Raw genomic sequence first — 19,209 nt, 5'->3', positions numbered from 1 at the left:
AATGGTTATTTATCAAGGTTTCTGATATTCTTTGATTACTTTTGAAACCTCTTAAAAATAAATCTTACATCTATGTTGTTTTACAATTTCATTCTTAAGGTTTTAATTGTCATAAATGGGCTTGGAGCGGCGTCTGGATTAGTGGTTGATAAACACCATGTTTACACGATTTCCGATGATAAAGCACATTTGTACGTTTACAATAAAAAGAAAAAAGAAGTGGATAAAGTTGATTTGAATCCAGAAGTAAAATCAAAACATATCACCAAAAAAGATAAACCAGATTTTGAAGCGATTACAAAATTTGACAATCATTTGTACATTCTTGGATCGGGCTCTAAAGAAAATCGTTTCGATTTGATTTCATATAACATCAAAACTAAAGAGGTACATAACGATAATTATAGTTTTCTTTTGGATGAATTTTTAAAGGTTTCAAATTTATCTAAAAAAGATTTTAACATCGAAGGAATTATTACAGATGGACATTGTACATATTTTTTCAACAGAGGAAATGGTCCTGCTGGCATAAACGGAATTTATAGAGTGGGAGGCAAGATAAATGATTTGAGAGGAAAATCAATTGACTTTTTTCCAATAACTTTACCTAAAATCAACAATGAAACGACTACTTTTTCTGATGCTATTTTGGTAGATGGAAAAGTTTTGTTTACAGCAACTGTGGAATCTAAAAGTACAACTCAGTTTAATGGAGAAATAAAAGGTTCTATTATTGGCGAATTAGATTTGGTTGCGATGGAAGTTACGCGTTGGCAAAAAATTTCGGATGATAAGAAAATCGAAGGTTTAGCGTTGTATAAAGAATCTGGAAAGAATTATACCTTGTATTTGTGCGAAGATAATGATGATGACTCCAATAAAGCGTCAATTTACATCTACAAATATCAAAAGGAAATCTAATTTTTTGAATAAAGAATTTCGAAATACGGACATCGATTTTCGATTTATTCTTAAAAAATTGTGAAAGTATTTTCAAGACTATTATATTTGTCCGTCAAAATTTATTTATCAATTAAACATTATGCGAGGAAGATGGCTCATTGCAGCATTTGCAATTATTTTAAGTCTCTTGTGTATCAGACAACTAAGTTATACTTGGTACACAACTAAAGTGGAGCATGAGGCGGCGCGCTTGGCGAGTAAGCCAGAAGACGAACCAAGAATTTTAGATAGCTTGGCTCAGCATCCTCTTGATTTGGGAATTATTAAGTACGATTATGGGTATGCCAAAAACAATGAAATCAATTTAGGATTAGATTTGAAAGGTGGTATCAACGTAATTTTACAAGTTTCTGAAAGAGATTTAATCGAGAATTTATCAGCGAAAAGTCAAAACCCTATGTTGGCAACGGCTTTGGATGCTACAGATAAAGCTCAAAAAACAAACGGTAACGTACCTTATGTCGAATTATTTTTTCAAGAATTTGATAAAATAAAAGGAGGAACAAAATACGCAGCTGCAGATTTGTTTGGAAACAAAAACAATGCGGATAAAATTGCGTACAATGCTTCTGACGATCAGGTAAAAGAAGTAATCCGTAAAGATATCGAAGCTAAAGTTGCAACAGCTTATGATGTAATTAGCTCTCGTATTAATCAATTTGGTGTTGTTGAGCCAGTAATTCAACGTTTAGGTGATAAAGGTGATGGACGTATCTTGGTAGAATTACCAGGTGTTTCTGACACTGACCGTGTAAAAAAATTATTACAATCTACAGCAAAATTAGAGTTTTGGCAAGTTGTTCGTCAAGATCCTACAGTTTTACAATATTTTTCTAGCGTTAATACAGAGAAATATAATGTAAAAAATGAGAAAGGAGAAACAATCAAAACTTTAGCAGAAGTTATGCAACCAGCTGGTTCTAACGCAAGTTTTGTTGTGAATGTAAAAGATACTGCTGTTGTAAACCGTGTGATGCAAGACAAAGGTTTTGTACCTGGATTACCAGCAAACATTAGAGGATATAAATACTCTTGGGCGAATAAGCCAATGGATTTAGGTAAACAAGCAAATGATAAATCTGCTCCTAAATTATTAGAGTTTTATGTCTTAAAAGGTAAAAATGGAACGCAAGAACCATTAATTGAAGGAGATAAAGTAGTTTCTGCTGCTGGTGAACGTAATCCTGGTTCTCTTACAAATGAGCCTGTTGTTACAATGCAAATGAATCAAGTCGGAGCACAAGAGTGGTCTCGTATTACAGACGAGTTGAAACCTGCAGGTCCTGGACAACCAGGTCAAGGTGTTGCAATTGTGTTAGACAATATGGTATATTCTGCGCCAAATATCAGTAATCAAATTACAGGAGGTAACTCTGTTATTTCTGGAAACTTTACAATTGACGAAGCAAAAGATTTAGCAAACATTTTACAAGCAGGTTCTTTACCAGCTTCATCTAAAATTGTTTCTGCAGAGGTTGTTGGTCCATCATTAGGACAAGAAGCAATTAACAGTTCGTTAATCGCTTTCGGTTGTGCATTTGCATTAGTATTAATCTGGATGGTATTTTACTACAGCCGTGCAGGTATCTATGCTAACGTTGCTTTAATCATTAACTTATTATTCTTATTAGGATTCTTAGTATCGCTAAAAGCTACATTATCTTTACCAGGTATTGCCGGGATTATCTTGACATTGGTAACAGGAATGGACGCGAATATCTTGATTTACGAACGTGTAAAAGAAGAATTAAGAAAAGGAAAATCATTACGTCAAGCAGTAGATTTCGCTTATTCATGGAAAGGAGCTTTCTCTGCAATTATCGATGCCAACTCGACATCATTTATCACAGCATTAATTTTATTCTTCTTTGGTAAAGGTCCTGTTGTAGGTTTCGCAACAACGTTTATGATTGGTATTTTTACATCAACATTTACAGCGATTTTTATTACACGTTACTTTGTAGAAGGACGTTTAGTAAAAGGAAAATCTGTTCCTTTTTATACATCATTTACAGCGCACTGGTTACAAAACATTAAAGTTGACTTATTAAAAACAAGAAAAATCTCTTATGCGATTTCAATTGTTTTAACAGTAGTTGCTTTAATTTCTATTTTCACAAAAGGATTTGATATGGGTATCGAATTCCAAGGTGGACGTACATATACAGTTCGTTTTGATAAACATGTAGATCCTCAACAAATTTCTGAAAGTTTGGGTGATGTTTTCGTGTTAGATGGTGAAAAAATGATACCACAGGTGAAAACGTATGGTGGTCAAAATCAAGTAAAAATTACAACAGCATACAAAGCTGACGAAGACGGAACAAATGTAGATGACGAGATCAAAGACAAATTATATACAGGTCTTAAATCTTATCTACCAGCAAATATGTCTGAAAAAGATTTCTCTGAAGATAATGCTACAATAGGTTTAATGTCTTCTGCAAAAGTAGGTCCTACAATTGCCGATGATACAACAAGAGCTTCTTACATAGCGGTTTCTTTAGCATTAGTTGCAATTTTCTTCTACTTAATCGTGATGTTCAAACGTTGGCAATTCTCATTATCAACTATCATTGCTTTAGCGCATGACGTGGTTATTGTGTTAGGAGTTTTCTCTTTATTCAAAGGAATTTTACCTTTCAACATGGAGATCGACCAAGCGTTTATCGCGGCGATTTTGACGGTAATTGGTTATTCGATGAATGACTCGATTATTATCTTGGATCGTATTCGTGAGAATTTAACAGTTGAGAAAAACCACAACTTGTACGATATTATTAATATTTCTACTTCAGAAACATTATCACGTACAATTAATACGTCTTTATCAACGTTCTTAATCGTATTAATCATCTTTGCATTTGGTGGAGAATCAATCAAAGGATTTATGTTTGCGAAATTAATCGGTATCGTAATTGGTACATTCTCGTCTATTTTCGTTGCATCTCCTTTATTGTACGACTTTACTAAAAAAGGTCAAATGAATAAATAAGATTCAAATTTTAAATAAATTTTAAGAAAGCCATCAAAGAAATTTGATGGCTTTTTTTCTTCTACTAAATTTAGATTTTATACATTTGTTTAGTGAATAGTTTAGTAATATACCCAGCGTTTTTAGACTTCCAGGAAGTCGTGATTATTATGGTGGTTGCTGTAGTGATTTTTGGACCAGATAAAATTCCAGAAATTGCTCGTGGTTTGGGAACTGCTGTGCGCAAATTAAAAGAAGCATCTGAAGATATCAAGCAAGAGATTATGAATCCTGTTCAGGATGTTGATCCTACAAAAGAGATTCAGAATACCATAAAAGAGTTAAATCCAATGAATGAAGTCAAAGATTCTTTTGCGAAAATTAATCCAATGGAAGATTTTCAGAAATCATTTGATGAAGTTCGTAATCCAGTAGATGAAATGCATCAAGCTATTCATCAAGACAATACAGTAAATGCAGCGTTGAAAGATGATGCACCAACTATGAAAGCTGTAGATCCTGTACAGGATTTGGAATTGGATGTGCAAGAAACAACAGAACCCGTTATAGAAAATGTGGTTGAGCCAATTGTGGAAGAACCTGCGGTTGTTGTAGAACCAAAATCTGTAGACGAAGCATTAGGTTTAGGCGGATCAGTAAGTAGGTAATGATACAAGATTATTTTGATTGGGACGTACAAATATTTTTGTATTTCAATAATTTAGGGAATGAAAAATGGGATTGGTTTTGGTTATTAGTAACCGATAAAAAAACATGGATTCCGTTGTATGTCATCTTTCTCATCTTACTTTATGTAAAACTTGGTTGGAAAAAAACCTTATTGGCTGGAGTTTGTATTGCACTGATGATAGCGTGTGCAGATCAATTTACAAATATCTTGAAAAATTCTTTTCAACGTTTTCGTCCATGTTACACCGAGTCGATTCAAGGATTATTTCGCCCGATAGATTGCGAGGGTAGAGGTAGATACGGTTTTACTTCGGCGCATGCATCTAATCATATGGCGATTGCAATTTTTATTGGAATACTTTTGAGACGCTATTACAAATGGTTACTTTATGTCTTACTTGTTTGGGCGTTAATGGTTGCTTACAGTAGAGTTTATGTCGGGGTACATTTCACAGGAGATATATTTTTCGGAACACTAATCGGAATATTTTTCTCGATTCTTTTCTTGAAATTGTATTATTTCTTAGAAAAAAAATATTTGAAGAAGAATTAGATTCATAATAATAAATACAAAAAAAGTCTATAACAATTTGTTATAGACTTTTTTAATGGATAAAATAATAGTCAGCAATCCAATTATGTAAAATAGAAATCAGATTACTCCAAATTCTCGTCCAACTTATTTGTTTTTTTCTTTGATTTTTTAGCTTTCTTTTTGGCTAAAAATGTATTTAAATCATCATCAATTTCTGTAGAATCTTCATCACCCAAAAGATAACCCCAAGGTTTTAATTCAGTCACATTATCAAAAACAATTTTCATCAACGCAAGTATTGGAATCGATAATAGCATGCCCATAATTCCCCACGTCATTTCTCCAATTACTAATCCAATAATCACAATCAAAGAATTAATTTTTACTTTAGAACCTACAATTTTTGGCATCACTACATTTCCATCAATTGCATGAATTGCAATAAATGCAATTAAAACAAAGAACAATTTTGAAGCTGACATTGTGGCAAATGTGATTATTAGCGTTAAAATTAATGAAATAACAATTCCTACATAGGGAACAACATTTAGAACACCAGTTAAAATAGCTAAAACAAATTTGTATTTAAGTCCAAGAATAGAAAATGCAATAAAAGATAAAATTGATACGACTAACATTTGTAAAAATAAGCCAATCAAATATTGTTTGACCATTTTTTGAATAGATGTAATGACATTATAAACCTGGTCGTGTGTATTTGAATTGAATGCGTAATATAAGAATTTTACCAAATGACGACGATAAATCAACAAGAAAACAATGTATAAAAAGGTGAACAAAACTGTAACAGCCATCGATGAAACAATCGAAATTACTTTTTCGATTACAATTGTACTCGTTTCGATAGTGGTTTTGACATTCTTTGTCAAATATTCCATTTGCGCATGCGAATTAACACCAAAGGTATGGTGAATCCAATCTTGCAAATTCATAAATGCTTCTATGATTTGTTTCTGAAACGTAGGCCATTCATTTGCTATTTCAGCCATTTGTATAGCAATCAAATAGAAAATTCCTAAGATAAATGCTGCAAAAAGCAAGGTGGTAATGATACTTGAAATAACACGTGGAATGCGTAAATATCTTTCGAAAAATGAACAAACGGGTGCTAATAATATTGAAATTAAGAAGCCTAATATTAATGGAACTAAAATTCCTTTACCTATTATTGAAATAAATGTTAAACAAATGATTGACAATAATGTGCAAGTTAGTTTTAAATAAAAAGGCCATTTTCTAATGACTTCCATAATTATAAGTGTTTTATTTTGACAATTTTTTAGATAAGTTGTATAAATATAGTTTTATTTCTTAAGATTTTATTTGAATCTTACGTTTATTTCAATAAAAAAACCACGTTATAAAAACGTGGTTTTCAGAATATAGTGAAAAATATTATTTTTTCTTTGCATTTTTGCTTTCGTCAACGATAGTCATTTCATCAATCAAACGTTGCGCATTAGCATACTTGTCAACTACCCACAAAATATAACGAGAGTCCACCATAATATTACGACAAATCTCTGGATCATAATTTAAATCTGACATTGTTCCTTCCCAAACACGGTCAAAATTCAATCCGATTAATTCTCCTTTTGCATTCAATGCAGGAGAACCAGAATTACCACCAGTTGTATGGTTTGTTGCAATAAAGTTTACAGGTAATTTTCCGTTTTTATCGGCGTATTTTCCGTAATCTTTTTTATCGTATAAACTTAACATTTGTTTTGGTAAATCATACTCATAATCTCCCGGAATATATTTTTCCATTACACCTTCCATGTGCGTTACAGGTTCGTAATAAACCGCATCGCGAGGTTGGTAACCATCAACTTTTCCGTAAGTTACACGTAAAGTTGAATTTGCATCTGGGAAGATTTTCTTGTCTGTAAATACATCCATTTGCGCTTTCATATACGTACGCATCAACTTGTTGATTTTATCTTGATTCGCTAAATATGTAGGCGTTACTTTCGTTTGATTTGCATCTAAAATTAAACGAATTTGAGCAATTAAAGCATCTTCTTTTAAGGCTTTGATAAACTCAGCATCATTTTCAGCTAATGCTTTGATATTTCCTAAAACAGATTGACCATTAATTTTTTTCGTTCCATTGATTACCGAATTTCCTAAAGCCGTTTTGATATTTGCAGCAGTTGTAGTTGGTAATAAATTTTGAGGAACAACTTTGAAATAATTATCTGCCAAATCAGAAGAAATAGTTTTGTCTAATTCAGGATTATAATCCTTGTGCATAGACGCAACAGTATTCAACGCTTTTGCTTTAGTTTCGGCATAATTTTTTTGCCCAACCGCATTCAAAATATTGTTTAATGTTAATGCCATTCTGAATGTTTCTGAATTTGAGAAAAACGTTTCAGAATACATTGTGTACGCTAAATTATAATCTTGATTTGCTTTATTAACTTGATTTAATTCAGAAATAATATTCGAATATTCACCTTTTAATTTTGGATTTTTTGCAATACGATTCATAAATTCTTGCTCGTATTGTTGACGTTTTTCTACAGCTTTCGAACGATTAAGTCCTAAAACTTCACCAACCCATTTTTTGTGTGAATTCGAAATACGCGCTTGTTTAGATGCATAAGCGATACGAGTTGCATCGTCTTCACGCATTTTTTTATCGATATGAGATAACGCAATTGTACGCACATTGATACGCGCAGGATCAATCACATCTTTTATTTGCTGGATAGAAGATGCTGGTAAATATTCGTCCGTTGCACCTGGGAAACCATATACAAACGTGAAATCGTCTTCGCTAATTCCTGAAATATTAATTGGTAAGAAATGTTTTGGTTTGTACGGAACATTGTCTGGAGAATAATCAGCAGGTTTGTTGTTTTTATCTGCATAAATCCTAAACATCGAAAAATCTCCTGTATGACGTGGCCAAACCCAGTTATCTGTATCATTTCCGTATTTCCCAATTGCAGATGGCGGCGCACCAACTAAACGAATATCTTTGTATGTTTCTGTCGTAAATTGGTAATATTTATTTCCTTTGTAAAAAGGCTTAATAAATACTGAACGATAAGATTCTGTCTTGCTTTTAGCATTAAAATCTTCAATGTTTTTCTTGATGATTTTGTTACGATCTTCCTCCGACATATTATCATTAACACCAGCTAAAATGGCTGTAGTTACATCTTTAATGTCTACAATAAAAGTCGCTGTTAAACCTTCGTTTGGTAATTCGTCTTTCAGCTCTTTAGCCCAAAAACCATCTGTTAAATAATCATTTTCTAAAGATGAATGTGCTTGGATTTCTCCATAACCACAGTGATGATTAGTTAGTAGTAAACCATTTGGAGAAATAACTTCTGATGTACAACCGCCACCAAAGTGAGCAACTGCATTGTTGATACTTTTATCTCCAGTACTGAAAATGTCTTTTGATGAGATTTTCAATCCCATGTCTTTCATTTCCTTTTCATTCAATTCTGTTGGAATCCACATTCCACCACCTTGTTGTGCAAAAACACTAAAGTTTGCAAACAAAGCCATTAAAATAGATCCTTTAACGAATAGTTTCTTCATTTTTATTTGATTATTTTATTCTACCGATTTCTAAGAATTCCAAAGATAAAGATTTTTATTCAATCGTTAATGTATTGCTCAAAACCATTATTTTTAGAGGTGTTTATTCAGTTTTTTTTATTGGACAAAATCAATTATTTTTAACAAAAATTAACAATTTATATATGAATTTCAGTAAAATATTTACACTATTATTAGCTTTAGCTACTTTAACTTCATGTACAATTTCTGAGGAAGTTGTTGTAAATGAAAAAGGTGAGTTTGATTATTTTCAAAAAATAGATATACCTCAAATTGGAGCAATGATGAATTCAAGTAATATTGATGATAAGATTGAGATGAATCAAATTTCGAATAATGAGTATTCATATTATGAATTTGTTCAGTTATTACAAGAAAAAGGTGGAGAAAAATTCAGAAAACAAACCGAAAAATTTGACTTATATAAAGATGATTTATCTGCAATTGATTTTTTTAAATTTCGATTAGACTTGAGAGATAAATTTGCAATAGAAATGATTAATAAATCTAAATCTGCAGAAGAATTTAATTCAAATTCAAAAATTATTGAAGAAACTTTTGCAGGTATCAATATAAAAGAAGAAAAAAGAATTACAGATGAATTAAGTCAAAAGAAAAAGAGAAAGAGAAAATCAAAACAATTAGTCGATGAACCTTTATTTAGTGATAATCCTATGGCGATGATGACAAGCTCAACATATGCTTTCGATGGAAAATCTTTCTCTAAAACAATTGATGCTGAAAAATTTTCAAAAGATTTTGATAAACAGAACTTTGATAATGATGAAGAAAAAGCGATTTTTTTAGGAATGTTGAAACAAATTAAGTTTAAATATAAATATACTTTTTCTAAGAAAATAAAATCTTTAAATATTACTGATGCAATGTTTACTTTAGATGGAAAAACATTTATAAAGGAATATACATTAGAAGAAATCCTTAATAATCCTAGTTTAGGAAATTTTAAAGTAGAGCTTGAAGATTAATGATAATTTTTGAAATCCTTCGTAAATTTGACATTCGAAACACATTGTGAAATGAAACAAATTGTCGAATTCCAAGATTTAGGAATTAACAGAGATTACCAAGAGATTTGGGATTATCAAGAAAGTCTTTTAGCAGAGAATATAGCCGTAAAACAATATAATAGAGCGCAAGAAAAGGAGGGAAGTTCAGATTTTAAAAATACTAGAAATCATTTACTTTTTGTAGAACATCCGCACGTTTATACGCTTGGAAAAAGTGGACATTTAGAAAATATGTTGGCTTCGAGTGATAAATTAAACGAAATAAATGCAACTTTTGTGAAAACCAATCGTGGTGGAGATATTACCTATCATGGACCGCAACAATTAGTTGGTTATCCTATTATGGATTTGGATAACTTCAAGCCAGATATTCATTTGTATATGCGCAATTTGGAGGAAGTGATTATCAAAACTATTGCCGAATATGGACTAAAAGGTGAGCGTTCTCAAGGAGAAACTGGCGTTTGGTTGGATGTAGGTCGACCTTTTGCTCGAAAAATTTGTGCAATGGGTGTTAAGGCTTCACGTTGGGTAACGATGCATGGTTTTGCACTAAATGTGAATACAGATTTGCGTTATTTTGAATACATCGTTCCATGTGGAATTCAGGATAAAGCTGTTGCTTCATTGGAAAGAGAACTTGGACATCAGGTAGATATGAACGAAGTGAAAGCGTTTACAAAAAAACATTTTGCAGAAGTTTTTGATGTAGAATTTAAATAAGATAATTCAAAAATATAATCTATTTTTAAAGACCGTTTTTACGGTCTTTTTTATTGCACAATGAGAAGCTTATTTATTCTATTTTTACTTGTTTCCACTTATAGCAAATCTCAATCGTTTGCGCCAATTATTTCGAATTATTCTAAAAGCGAATATTTGGGCGAATCGCCTATTTGGGATATTACAGAAAATAACAAGCAAGGAAAAGTATATTTTGCGAACAATAGAAATATCTTAGAATATGACGGTAATTTTTGGGAAAAATATTCGCCAAATAGCTTAACAATTATACGTTCTGTTTTTACAATGAATAATGTATTGTATTCAGGTGCATTAAATAATTTTGGATATTGGAAAACGATTGAAGGAAAGAAAGTTTACATTTCAATTTCAGATAAATTCAAAAGTTTTGAAGGATTAGAACAAGAAGAAATCTGGAAAATATTTTATCATAATCGTTCTATTTATTTTCAATCGTTCAATTATCTTTTTCAATTTGATGGTAAAACAGTTAAACGATACAAATTACCTGCGCTTTCTTCTTACGTTTATCTGGTGAAAGGTAAAATGTTAGTAGCGACTATTTCTAAAGGTATTTTCGAATTTAATAATGGACATTTTGAGCCGTTATTTGAAATTGAAAAAGGTAAATCAATTGTAATTCATGGAATAGAAAAATATGATAATGATTATTTAGTTGGTACATTAACAGAAGGAATTTTCAAGTACAACAAAACAGCTGGTTTACAAGAGTTCAATGTGGAATTCAATAAAATGCTAAAGAATTATTTAGTGTTAAAAATGATTCGATTAGAAGATAAATTAATCATTGGAACATCAAATAATGGGATTTATGTATATGATTTAAAAACTAATTCTTACAAAAATTACAATCAAAACTCTGGGTTAATCAGTAATACAATCCAAAATATAAGAATAGATTCTAAAGGAAATGCTTGGCTTGGAACGGACAAAGGTATTTCGAAAATAGAATTGAAAAACAAAACTCAACTTTTATATGATTACAATGGTCATTTAGGAAATGTTTTTTCGTTCGACTTTTATAAGGATAATATTTTGCTGGGAACAAATCATGGATTTTATAATTATTCAAATACTTCAAACCAAACAAATTCAGTTCTCGAAAAAGGTTTAATTTGGAATATAACAAATATTGATAATACAATTTATGTTTCGGATAGTTGGGGAACTTACATTTATTCAGGACTATTGAATAAGATTTCTTCTACAAATGGAGGTTTTAAATTGATCAAAAATGGAAATAAATTATATCAATCATCTTTTACGGGAATCAATGAATATATACAAGGTTCTCATAAAGAATCTACTAAAGTTTCTAGTTTAACTATTCCTATTATTGATTTTGTTATTGTCGAAAATAAAATTTTAGGAACTGGAAAAAATGGTGGTTTATATTTATTTGATCTTAAAAATAGAACAGGTAAGGAGATATTTTACCAACATAAAAAATTAGTTAATCCGCAAACTATTCTCGAAGATAACAAGGTTTTTGTATTGATTGATGATCAACATTTAGTCCGTTATGATATAAATAAAAATTTATTTTCTGACGAGAATTTAGATTCAAAATTAAAGAATATTAATCGAATTCGTTATTTAAAAGAGAATCGTTATTTAGTTGAAGCGGATAATATTCTGTATTATTCTAAAGTGGAACAGAATAAATTGATTCATTATTTAATTCCCAAAAAATTGTATGATGGAAAATTGGTTGATGACAATTTAACGGCTAAAATCAACGATCAGTTTTTATATATTAACCTCGAAAACGGATTATTGAAATATGATTTAAAATCTATACGTCGTGAATTACCAAAGATTAAAATTAAAGCAAAAATCAATCAAACGGTTTTGAATAATGAGCCTAATATTGAGTATTCAAATAATTATATAGATTTTTATGTTTCAATTGTGAATGATGATTTTGCGAATTATCAATTATATTATCAATTAAATAACTCTAAAATTCAACCACTTAATCAGCCAATAATTAATTATAAACAATTAGAAAGTGGTTCATATCAATTGTCAATTTATGCTTTAAAAGATGGAAATTTTGTTGAGTTGAATCATTTTGATTTTAGGGTTAAAAAGATTTGGTATTTATCAAATTTGATGATATTATTTTATATTTTATTAATTGTTGGATCGATTCTGGCTATTTATAAGTATAACAGAATGAAGTTGAAACAAAGTTTCAGAATTAAACAAAAGCAATTTGAATATGAATTGAATTTGATGGAAATGAAACATCAACAAGAGTTGAAAGAATTAAATCATCATAAAGAAAAACAACATTTAGAAACTTCTTTACAAACGAAATCTACAGAATTGGCAGGACAAGCTTTGAAATTAGCTAATCAACGTGCTATGATCCTAGAAATTAATCAATTGTTTTCTCAATTGGAAATGAATGAAATCAATAAAAAATTAAAAAAGAAATTTGAGAAAACGTTTTCGGAATATAGTTACAACAGAAATGAATGGCAAAATTTCGAATTAAATATTCAGGAAATTCACCAAGATTTTATTAAGAGATTAGCTGACAAGTATTCTAATTTAACTGCGAAAGACTTAAAACTGTGTGTATTCCTTCGAATGAATTTATCAACCAAAGAGATTGCTCCTTTAATGCACCTTAATTATCGATCAGTAGAACTACAACGATATAGATTACGCAAAAAAATGCAAATTCCTTCTGAAATAAACCTAAATAAGTATATGATTAATTTTTAAATATCGGAAAATAAATTACATCATAACTACATCATGTTGTAAATGTAATGATTTATAATTATTTGGTATTTAGTATTATATATTTTATTTTTTTAGAAAATTATTCTAACTAAAATTATTACTTGTTAATCAAGTGTTAAAACATTCTATTTTTGAAATAACCATTTATTGAAATAGAATGAAAAAATATTTTCTTCCATTATTTATTCTCGGGTCTTTCTGTGTAAATGCCCAAGTTACTAACGATTCTATACAGATAGGAGATCCTTTTGAAAGTGATTCTATTATACTAGATCAAGCCGTTGTGGTTGGGTATGGTACTGTTAAGAAATCAGATCTTACATCAGCTGTTTCATCAGCTAATGCTAAAGACATTACGCAAATTGCAAGTACAACTGCCATGCAGTCTTTGCAGGGTAAATTAGCTGGTGTTAATATTATTAATACGGATACTCCAGGAGGTACACCAACTGTTTTGGTTCGTGGAATGGGTACAGCTTTGGGAGGTAAAGCTCCTTTGTATGTTGTGGATGGGTTAATTGTTCCAAATATTAATAATATTAATCCAAATGACATTGAAAAAATTGATGTTTTAAAAGATGCAGCATCTTCAGCTATTTATGGAGTTCGTGGTGCAAACGGTGTTGTTGTTGTAACAACTAAACGTGGTAAAACAGGAAAGATAAGAGTTAACTATGATTCATATATTGGAGTAAGAAATACTATGAATATGGTAGATATGGCTGATGCTAATCAGTACATAACTTATTTTAACGAGCAAAGAAAAGCAACAGGAGGTTCTTTGATTTCTACAAATCAACAATATAACACGAATTGGTTTGATGAAATGTTAACCACAGGACAGTTAGTTAGTAATAATGTTTCGTTGGCTGGTGCTGGAGAAAATATTAATTACATGTTCAGTATTAATAATTTCGAAGAGAAAGGAATTTTAGAAGGAAATAACTTCAAAAGAACAACTGTTCGTAGTAACAACGATTACAAATTGTTTGATGGAGTTTTAAAGATTAAACAAAACGTTAGCGCTACATTTTCTAGAGAAGTTCCTAAACCATATGGAGCATTTGATACAGCTTACCGTCAGTCACCATTAGTTCCTGTAAAATATGATAACGGAAGATGGGGTTTACCTATTTTTAATACAACTACAGGAGAAGTAACATACGTTGCAAAACCAGGAGAGGTGACAAGTAATTTGAACTCTCATGGTAATCCAATGTCTACTTTATTCTATGATAATCAAAAAGCTAATTCTACTACGCTTCAAGGAAATATTGAAGCTGAACTAAAATTAGCAAAAGGTTTAACTGTAACTTCTCGTGCTGGAGGAACAAAATATTGGTACAAATACAGAGAATTTAATCCAATTAAAGAAAGATGGATTGCAGGTAATCCAATTAGAACTGCTGCTGAATTTGAAGATTTAAAAGCGAAAAATCCAGCAAGTTCAACTTATATGAATAACTCTCTAAATCTAATTAATGTAGAAACATTTAGATGGTCATGGGAAAATTTTGTAACATTTGATCGCAAATTTGGAGATCATTCGTTCAATGTTGTTGCGGGAGTTTCTGCTGAAAAAATGGGTATTGGTCAATATTCAGATATCACAGTATATGATGTTCCTGATAAAGAACAATATTGGTCAGCTCATCATGCTTCTGGACAATACAAAGCTGCAATGGATCAAAATAATTATACTCCAATTGCTTATGCTTCTTATTTTGCTCGTTTACAATATAATTACGCAAATAAATACTACGTTTCTGGAATTATTCGTAGAGATGGTTCAAGCCAGTTTAAACAAAACGAAAAATATTGGGGAACTTTCCCTTCTGTTTCTGCTGCTTGGAATATTTCTAATGAAGAGTTCTTAAAAGATAGTAATGTAATTTCTTTCTTAAAACTTCGTGGAGGTTGGGGACGTTTAGGTAATGCAGATGTGCCATACAACTATACAACAATTACAACTTCTACAGGTAGTGATAATGCGAATTATGTATTTGGACCAGGTCAAGATTTAATTTATGGAGCTTATATCGGTTCGCCTGCTTATGATATTTCATGGGAAATTGTAGATGAATGGAGTGCTGGTCTAGATTTCGAGTTATTGAAAGGTAAATTATCAGGAAGTTTAGATTATTACAATAAGACAACGAAAAATGCCATCTTAAATATTAAACAGATAGGTTCATCTCCTTATGAAAAAGATTTTTATGATCATGCAGCAAAAGTAGTAAATCAAGGTTTTGAAATTGCTTTAAATTATCGTAATGAAACAGCTGGAGGATTAAGATATTCGATTGGTGGTAACTTCAACTACAACGAAAATGAAGTGAAGTCTGTTAAAGAAGGATATTCTGGAATGACAGGGGGTTCTTTAGGAAATGGACAAATTGCAAAACGTTTAGAAGCTGGTCAACCACTGGGTTCTTTCTGGTTATATGAAGTAGAAGGTGTTTGGCAAACACAAGATGAAATAAATAGCAATGCTCATTTATCAAGTGCTCGCCCAGGACATTTACGTTACAAAGACCAAAATGGAGATGGAGTTATTGATGATCGTGATAAAAAATTTATGGGATCATATATTCCAAAATATAACTACGGAATTAATGTTAGTTTAGAATATAAAAACTTCGATTTAACGATTAGTGGTTATGGAGCTGGTGGTAATAAAATTTACAATGGTATCAAAAACACACGTTTAGGAGGAGAAAATATAACAGTTGATATGTTCAATGATCGTTGGACAGGAGCTGGTAGTACAAATTCTCATCCTGGAGCAGAGCGTGATCAAGTTGCTTCTTCTTATTATTTAGAGAAAGGTAATTACTTCAAATTAAGTAATATGACAATAGGATATAATTTCAGAGATAAAATTGATTTTATCAGAAACTTAAGATTATATGTTAGTGCACAAAATGTATTCATGATTACGAAGTATTCAGGATTTACACCGGAATTAACTTTAGATAATGTAAAAGGAAAACGTTACGATGGAAGTCCTTATGGAACAACAGGAATGGATTTCTCTGCATATCCAAATGTTAGAACATTTTTAGTTGGATTAAACGTAGAATTCTAATCTAGAAAATTTTAAAAAAATGAAAAAAAATATATTTAAAATAGTAACATTAGCTTCTATTCTTTCAATCGGAACATTAAGTTCTTGTACAAGTGATTTTTTGAATGTTGATTCTCAAGAAAATATTGCAATTGATGATCAAGCTTCTCAATCTCCAGAAAAATATGTGAATGGTATTTACGGAATGTTTACAGATTGGGATTATGCATTCTCTTGGTTAGGAGTTACTGAAATGATTTCTGATAATGCAGATAAAGGAAGTTCTTCTACAGATAATGGTGGAGATAAACGAGATTTAGACGAATTATTACATAGTTCTACAACAGGTTCTATCGAAGCAATGTGGAAACGTTTTTATAAAACAATTGGTAGAGCGTCATATTCAATAAAATATACGACAGAATCATCAATTACAGATGCAGAAAAAAATAGATTAATTGGGGAAGCAAAATTTTTGAGAGCTGTTTCTTATTTCTATTTGGTTCGTATGTTTGGAGATACTGTGATACAAGAATTAGATGTACCTGCATCTTATGCACTACGTAAACCAAAAGCAGAAGTTTATGCATACATTGAAGCAGATTTATTAGATGCAATATCAAAACTTCCTACTAAAAATGAGTATGCTGCAAAAGATTTAGGACGTGCAACAAAAGGAGCTGCTCAAGCTTTATTAGCAAAAGTATATTTATATCAGGGAAAAAATCAACAAGCATATGATATGGCTACAACTGTTGTTAATTCTGGTATTTACGATTTAGAAAGTGATTACGCAACAACTTGGAGAAAAGAAACTGAGAACGGTAAAGAATCTTTATTTGAAATTCAAGCTCGTGGAGATGCTGTTGCGCATGGTGTTCAACAATATTCAGAAACTCAAGGTGCTCGTGGTACTGGAGGTTGGGGATGGGGATTCAATGTTCCTTCTCAAAATTTATTAGATGCTTTTAATGCTGAAGGAGATGCAATTCGTCGCGATGCTACAATCATTTTTAGAGGTGAAACTTTATATGACGGTCGTTTAGTTCCAACTTCTGTAGAAAACCCGATGTATAACGAAAAAGCGTATTCAAGTGCGAATCTTGGTTCTGCTGATGGTGACAAAAATATCCGTGTAATTCGTTTTTCTGAAGTTTTATTAATTCAAGCTGAAGCAGCAAACGAGATTGGTCAAGACGCTTTAACACCTCTTAATCGCGTTAGAACACGTGTTAAATTAGCTCCAGTGGCAAGTATGTCTAAAGATCAATTGCGTTTAAAAATCTGGAACGAAAGACGTTTAGAATTAGCATTTGAGCATGATCGTTGGTTTGATTTAGTTCGTACTGGTCAAGCAAAAGAAATGATGGCGAAAAATGGTAAAACTTTCGTTACTGGAAAACACGAATTGTTTCCTATTCCAAATGGACAAATTATTCAAACTCCAACAATGACTCAAAACCCTGGTTGGTAATGGTTAAATTAAATAAAACAATAGTTACTTGCGCTCTTTTATGTGGCGCAAGTGCTTTTGCTCAAACAAAACAAGAAAATAAGCTGTTAGATAAAGTTCAGAAACAGACGATTCAATATTTTTGGGATTATGCTGAACCTCATTCGAAATTAGCTCGCGAACGTTTTCATCCTGATGGTTTTTATCCAGAAAATGATTCAAACATCATTACAACAGGAGGAACAGGATTTGGATTAATGAGCTTAATTGTTGGTATTGATCGCGAATTTATTCCAAGAAAAGAAGCAACTGAACGAATTTTAACAGGATTGAAATTTTTACAAAAAGCAGATCGTTTTCATGGTGCTTGGCCACATTGGTTGAATGGCGAAACAGGAAAAGTAAAAGCTTTTAGTACATACGATAACGGAGGTGATTTGGTAGAAACTGCATTTCTTGCTCAGGGGTTAATTTGTTTGAAAGAGTATTTCAAAGATTCTAAAAATGAGAAAGAAATAGAGATTTCGCAATTAGCTGATCAACTTTGGAAAGAAATCGATTTCAATTTTTATACACGAGGAGAAAATGTGTTGTACTGGCATTGGTCTCCAAATTACGAATGGAAAATCAATTTTCCTTTAAAAGGATTTGATGAAACCATGATTACGTATGTTATTGCTGCGGCTTCTCCAAAACATTCTATCAATTCAGAAGTTTATTACAGCGGTTGGACGAGAAATGGTGATATAAAATCAAATGATTCTGCATACGGAGTTCCATTAATTGTAAAGCATAACGGAGCTAATAAAAATGTTGGACCTTTATTTTGGGCACAATATTCATTTATTGGACTTAATCCAAACAATTTAATAGATGGAATTGGTATTGATTATGGAAAAGTAGTGAAAAATCAAGCAAAGATTCATTACATCTACAATCAACAAAAAAAGGAAAGTTTCAAGAAGTACAAAAAAAATATGTGGGGATTAACGGCAAGTTATACCTTCAATCCAGATGGAACAGAAGGTTATACAGCACATTCTCCATTAAATGACAATAATGTAATTACGCCTACAGCTGCGTTATCGTCTTTCCCATATACACCGAAAGAATCTATGGATTTCTTGAAGTTTATTTACGAAAAACAAAACAAAAGCTTGATTGGAGTAGCAGGTCCGTATGATGCGGTTGATGTAAAAAATGATCGAGTGATTACAAAATATTTGGCGATAGATCAAGGAACAATTACACCAATGATAGAGAATTATCGCTCTGGATTATTGTGGAAATTGTTTATGCAAAATGAAGATGTACAAAGAGGTTTAGATAAATTGAAATTCAAAACAACAGCCTCGAATTAAAATCAAAAAA

The 19,209-nt window shown here is 31.3% G+C and carries 12 protein-coding genes; 10 read left to right on the top strand and 2 right to left on the bottom strand.

Features of this window, described 5'->3' with window-relative positions; genetic code table 11:
• Positions 1-72: 72 nt before the first annotated feature.
• The 4 genes from N5D46_RS11125 to N5D46_RS11110 all read left to right on the top strand — a co-directional run bounded on the left by N5D46_RS11125 (position 73) and on the right by N5D46_RS11110 (position 5,180).
• Positions 73-921, top strand: coding sequence for a hypothetical protein (locus tag N5D46_RS11125; RefSeq protein ID WP_280049980.1), 849 nt, complete (start codon positions 73-75; stop codon positions 919-921).
• A gap of 121 nt (positions 922-1,042) precedes the next feature.
• On the top strand, positions 1,043-3,958 hold the full coding sequence (gene secD, locus N5D46_RS11120) for a protein translocase subunit SecD (RefSeq protein WP_280049979.1): 2,916 nt from the start codon (positions 1,043-1,045) through the stop codon (positions 3,956-3,958).
• 92 nt (positions 3,959-4,050) lie between these two features.
• Complete coding sequence (locus N5D46_RS11115) at positions 4,051-4,605, top strand: twin-arginine translocase TatA/TatE family subunit (protein ID WP_236688155.1); 555 nt, start codon at positions 4,051-4,053, stop codon at positions 4,603-4,605.
• The gene (locus N5D46_RS11110) at positions 4,605-5,180 is read left to right on the top strand and encodes a phosphatase PAP2 family protein (RefSeq protein WP_280049978.1); all 576 of its coding nucleotides are present in this window, start codon (positions 4,605-4,607) and stop codon (positions 5,178-5,180) included. The genes N5D46_RS11115 and N5D46_RS11110 overlap by 1 nt, the downstream gene beginning before the upstream one ends.
• 104 nt (positions 5,181-5,284) lie before the next feature.
• Here the strand turns inward: N5D46_RS11110 and N5D46_RS11105 are convergent, their stop codons facing one another.
• Together N5D46_RS11105 and N5D46_RS11100 are read right to left on the bottom strand one after the other, a co-directional pair.
• A complete protein-coding gene (locus N5D46_RS11105) occupies positions 5,285-6,433 on the bottom strand; it encodes an AI-2E family transporter (protein ID WP_280049977.1) in 1,149 nt (382 codons plus the stop codon).
• A gap of 145 nt (positions 6,434-6,578) precedes the next feature.
• Positions 6,579-8,747, bottom strand: a complete 2,169-nt coding sequence (locus N5D46_RS11100; RefSeq protein ID WP_280049976.1) for a S46 family peptidase — start codon at positions 8,745-8,747, stop codon at positions 6,579-6,581.
• A gap of 164 nt (positions 8,748-8,911) precedes the next feature.
• On the opposite strand from N5D46_RS11100, the gene N5D46_RS11095 reads away from it, so the two are divergent.
• From N5D46_RS11095 to N5D46_RS11070, 6 genes are all read left to right on the top strand, one after another.
• A complete protein-coding gene (locus N5D46_RS11095; protein WP_280037564.1) occupies positions 8,912-9,754 on the top strand; it encodes a hypothetical protein in 843 nt (280 codons plus the stop codon).
• Between the two features lie 51 nt (positions 9,755-9,805).
• Entirely contained in the window at positions 9,806-10,519 is a 714-nt protein-coding gene (gene lipB / locus N5D46_RS11090) for a lipoyl(octanoyl) transferase LipB (RefSeq protein ID WP_280049975.1), read from the top strand.
• A gap of 60 nt (positions 10,520-10,579) precedes the next feature.
• Positions 10,580-13,297: a hypothetical protein gene (locus N5D46_RS11085; RefSeq protein ID WP_219034577.1), complete on the top strand. Its 2,718-nt coding sequence runs from the start codon at positions 10,580-10,582 to the stop codon at positions 13,295-13,297.
• Positions 13,298-13,475: 178 nt separating this feature from the next.
• The gene (locus tag N5D46_RS11080; RefSeq protein WP_280049974.1) at positions 13,476-16,406 is read left to right on the top strand and encodes a SusC/RagA family TonB-linked outer membrane protein; all 2,931 of its coding nucleotides are present in this window, start codon (positions 13,476-13,478) and stop codon (positions 16,404-16,406) included.
• Between the two features lie 19 nt (positions 16,407-16,425).
• Entirely contained in the window at positions 16,426-17,859 is a 1,434-nt protein-coding gene (locus tag N5D46_RS11075) for a RagB/SusD family nutrient uptake outer membrane protein (RefSeq protein WP_280049973.1), read from the top strand.
• Positions 17,859-19,199, top strand: a complete 1,341-nt coding sequence (locus N5D46_RS11070) for a glucoamylase family protein (RefSeq protein ID WP_280049972.1) — start codon at positions 17,859-17,861, stop codon at positions 19,197-19,199. The genes N5D46_RS11075 and N5D46_RS11070 overlap by 1 nt, the downstream gene beginning before the upstream one ends.
• Positions 19,200-19,209: the final 10 nt, after the last annotated feature.

This window comes from Empedobacter sp. GD03865 (genome assembly GCF_029840775.1).
Taxonomy (GTDB): Bacteria; Bacteroidota; Bacteroidia; order Flavobacteriales; family Weeksellaceae; genus Empedobacter; species Empedobacter falsenii_B.
The sequence above is the reverse complement of the archived record's forward strand: the minus strand, read 5'-3'. Positions and strand labels throughout refer to the sequence as shown.

What these genes read in the sequence shown, in the direction of transcription:
- N5D46_RS11105 (WP_280049977.1), bottom strand. Translation starts at nt 6,433, where the DNA reads ATGGAAGTCATTAGAAAATGGCCTTTTTATTTAAAACTAACTTGCACA.
- N5D46_RS11075 (WP_280049973.1), top strand. Translation starts at nt 16,426, where the DNA reads ATGAAAAAAAATATATTTAAAATAGTAACATTAGCTTCTATTCTTTCA.
- N5D46_RS11070 (WP_280049972.1), top strand. Translation starts at nt 17,859, where the DNA reads ATGGTTAAATTAAATAAAACAATAGTTACTTGCGCTCTTTTATGTGGC.
- lipB (WP_280049975.1), top strand. Translation starts at nt 9,806, where the DNA reads ATGAAACAAATTGTCGAATTCCAAGATTTAGGAATTAACAGAGATTAC.
- N5D46_RS11100 (WP_280049976.1), bottom strand. Translation starts at nt 8,747, where the DNA reads ATGAAGAAACTATTCGTTAAAGGATCTATTTTAATGGCTTTGTTTGCA.
- N5D46_RS11125 (WP_280049980.1), top strand. Translation starts at nt 73, where the DNA reads ATGTTGTTTTACAATTTCATTCTTAAGGTTTTAATTGTCATAAATGGG.
- N5D46_RS11095 (WP_280037564.1), top strand. Translation starts at nt 8,912, where the DNA reads ATGAATTTCAGTAAAATATTTACACTATTATTAGCTTTAGCTACTTTA.
- N5D46_RS11080 (WP_280049974.1), top strand. Translation starts at nt 13,476, where the DNA reads ATGAAAAAATATTTTCTTCCATTATTTATTCTCGGGTCTTTCTGTGTA.
- secD (WP_280049979.1), top strand. Translation starts at nt 1,043, where the DNA reads ATGCGAGGAAGATGGCTCATTGCAGCATTTGCAATTATTTTAAGTCTC.
- N5D46_RS11110 (WP_280049978.1), top strand. Translation starts at nt 4,605, where the DNA reads ATGATACAAGATTATTTTGATTGGGACGTACAAATATTTTTGTATTTC.
- N5D46_RS11085 (WP_219034577.1), top strand. Translation starts at nt 10,580, where the DNA reads ATGAGAAGCTTATTTATTCTATTTTTACTTGTTTCCACTTATAGCAAA.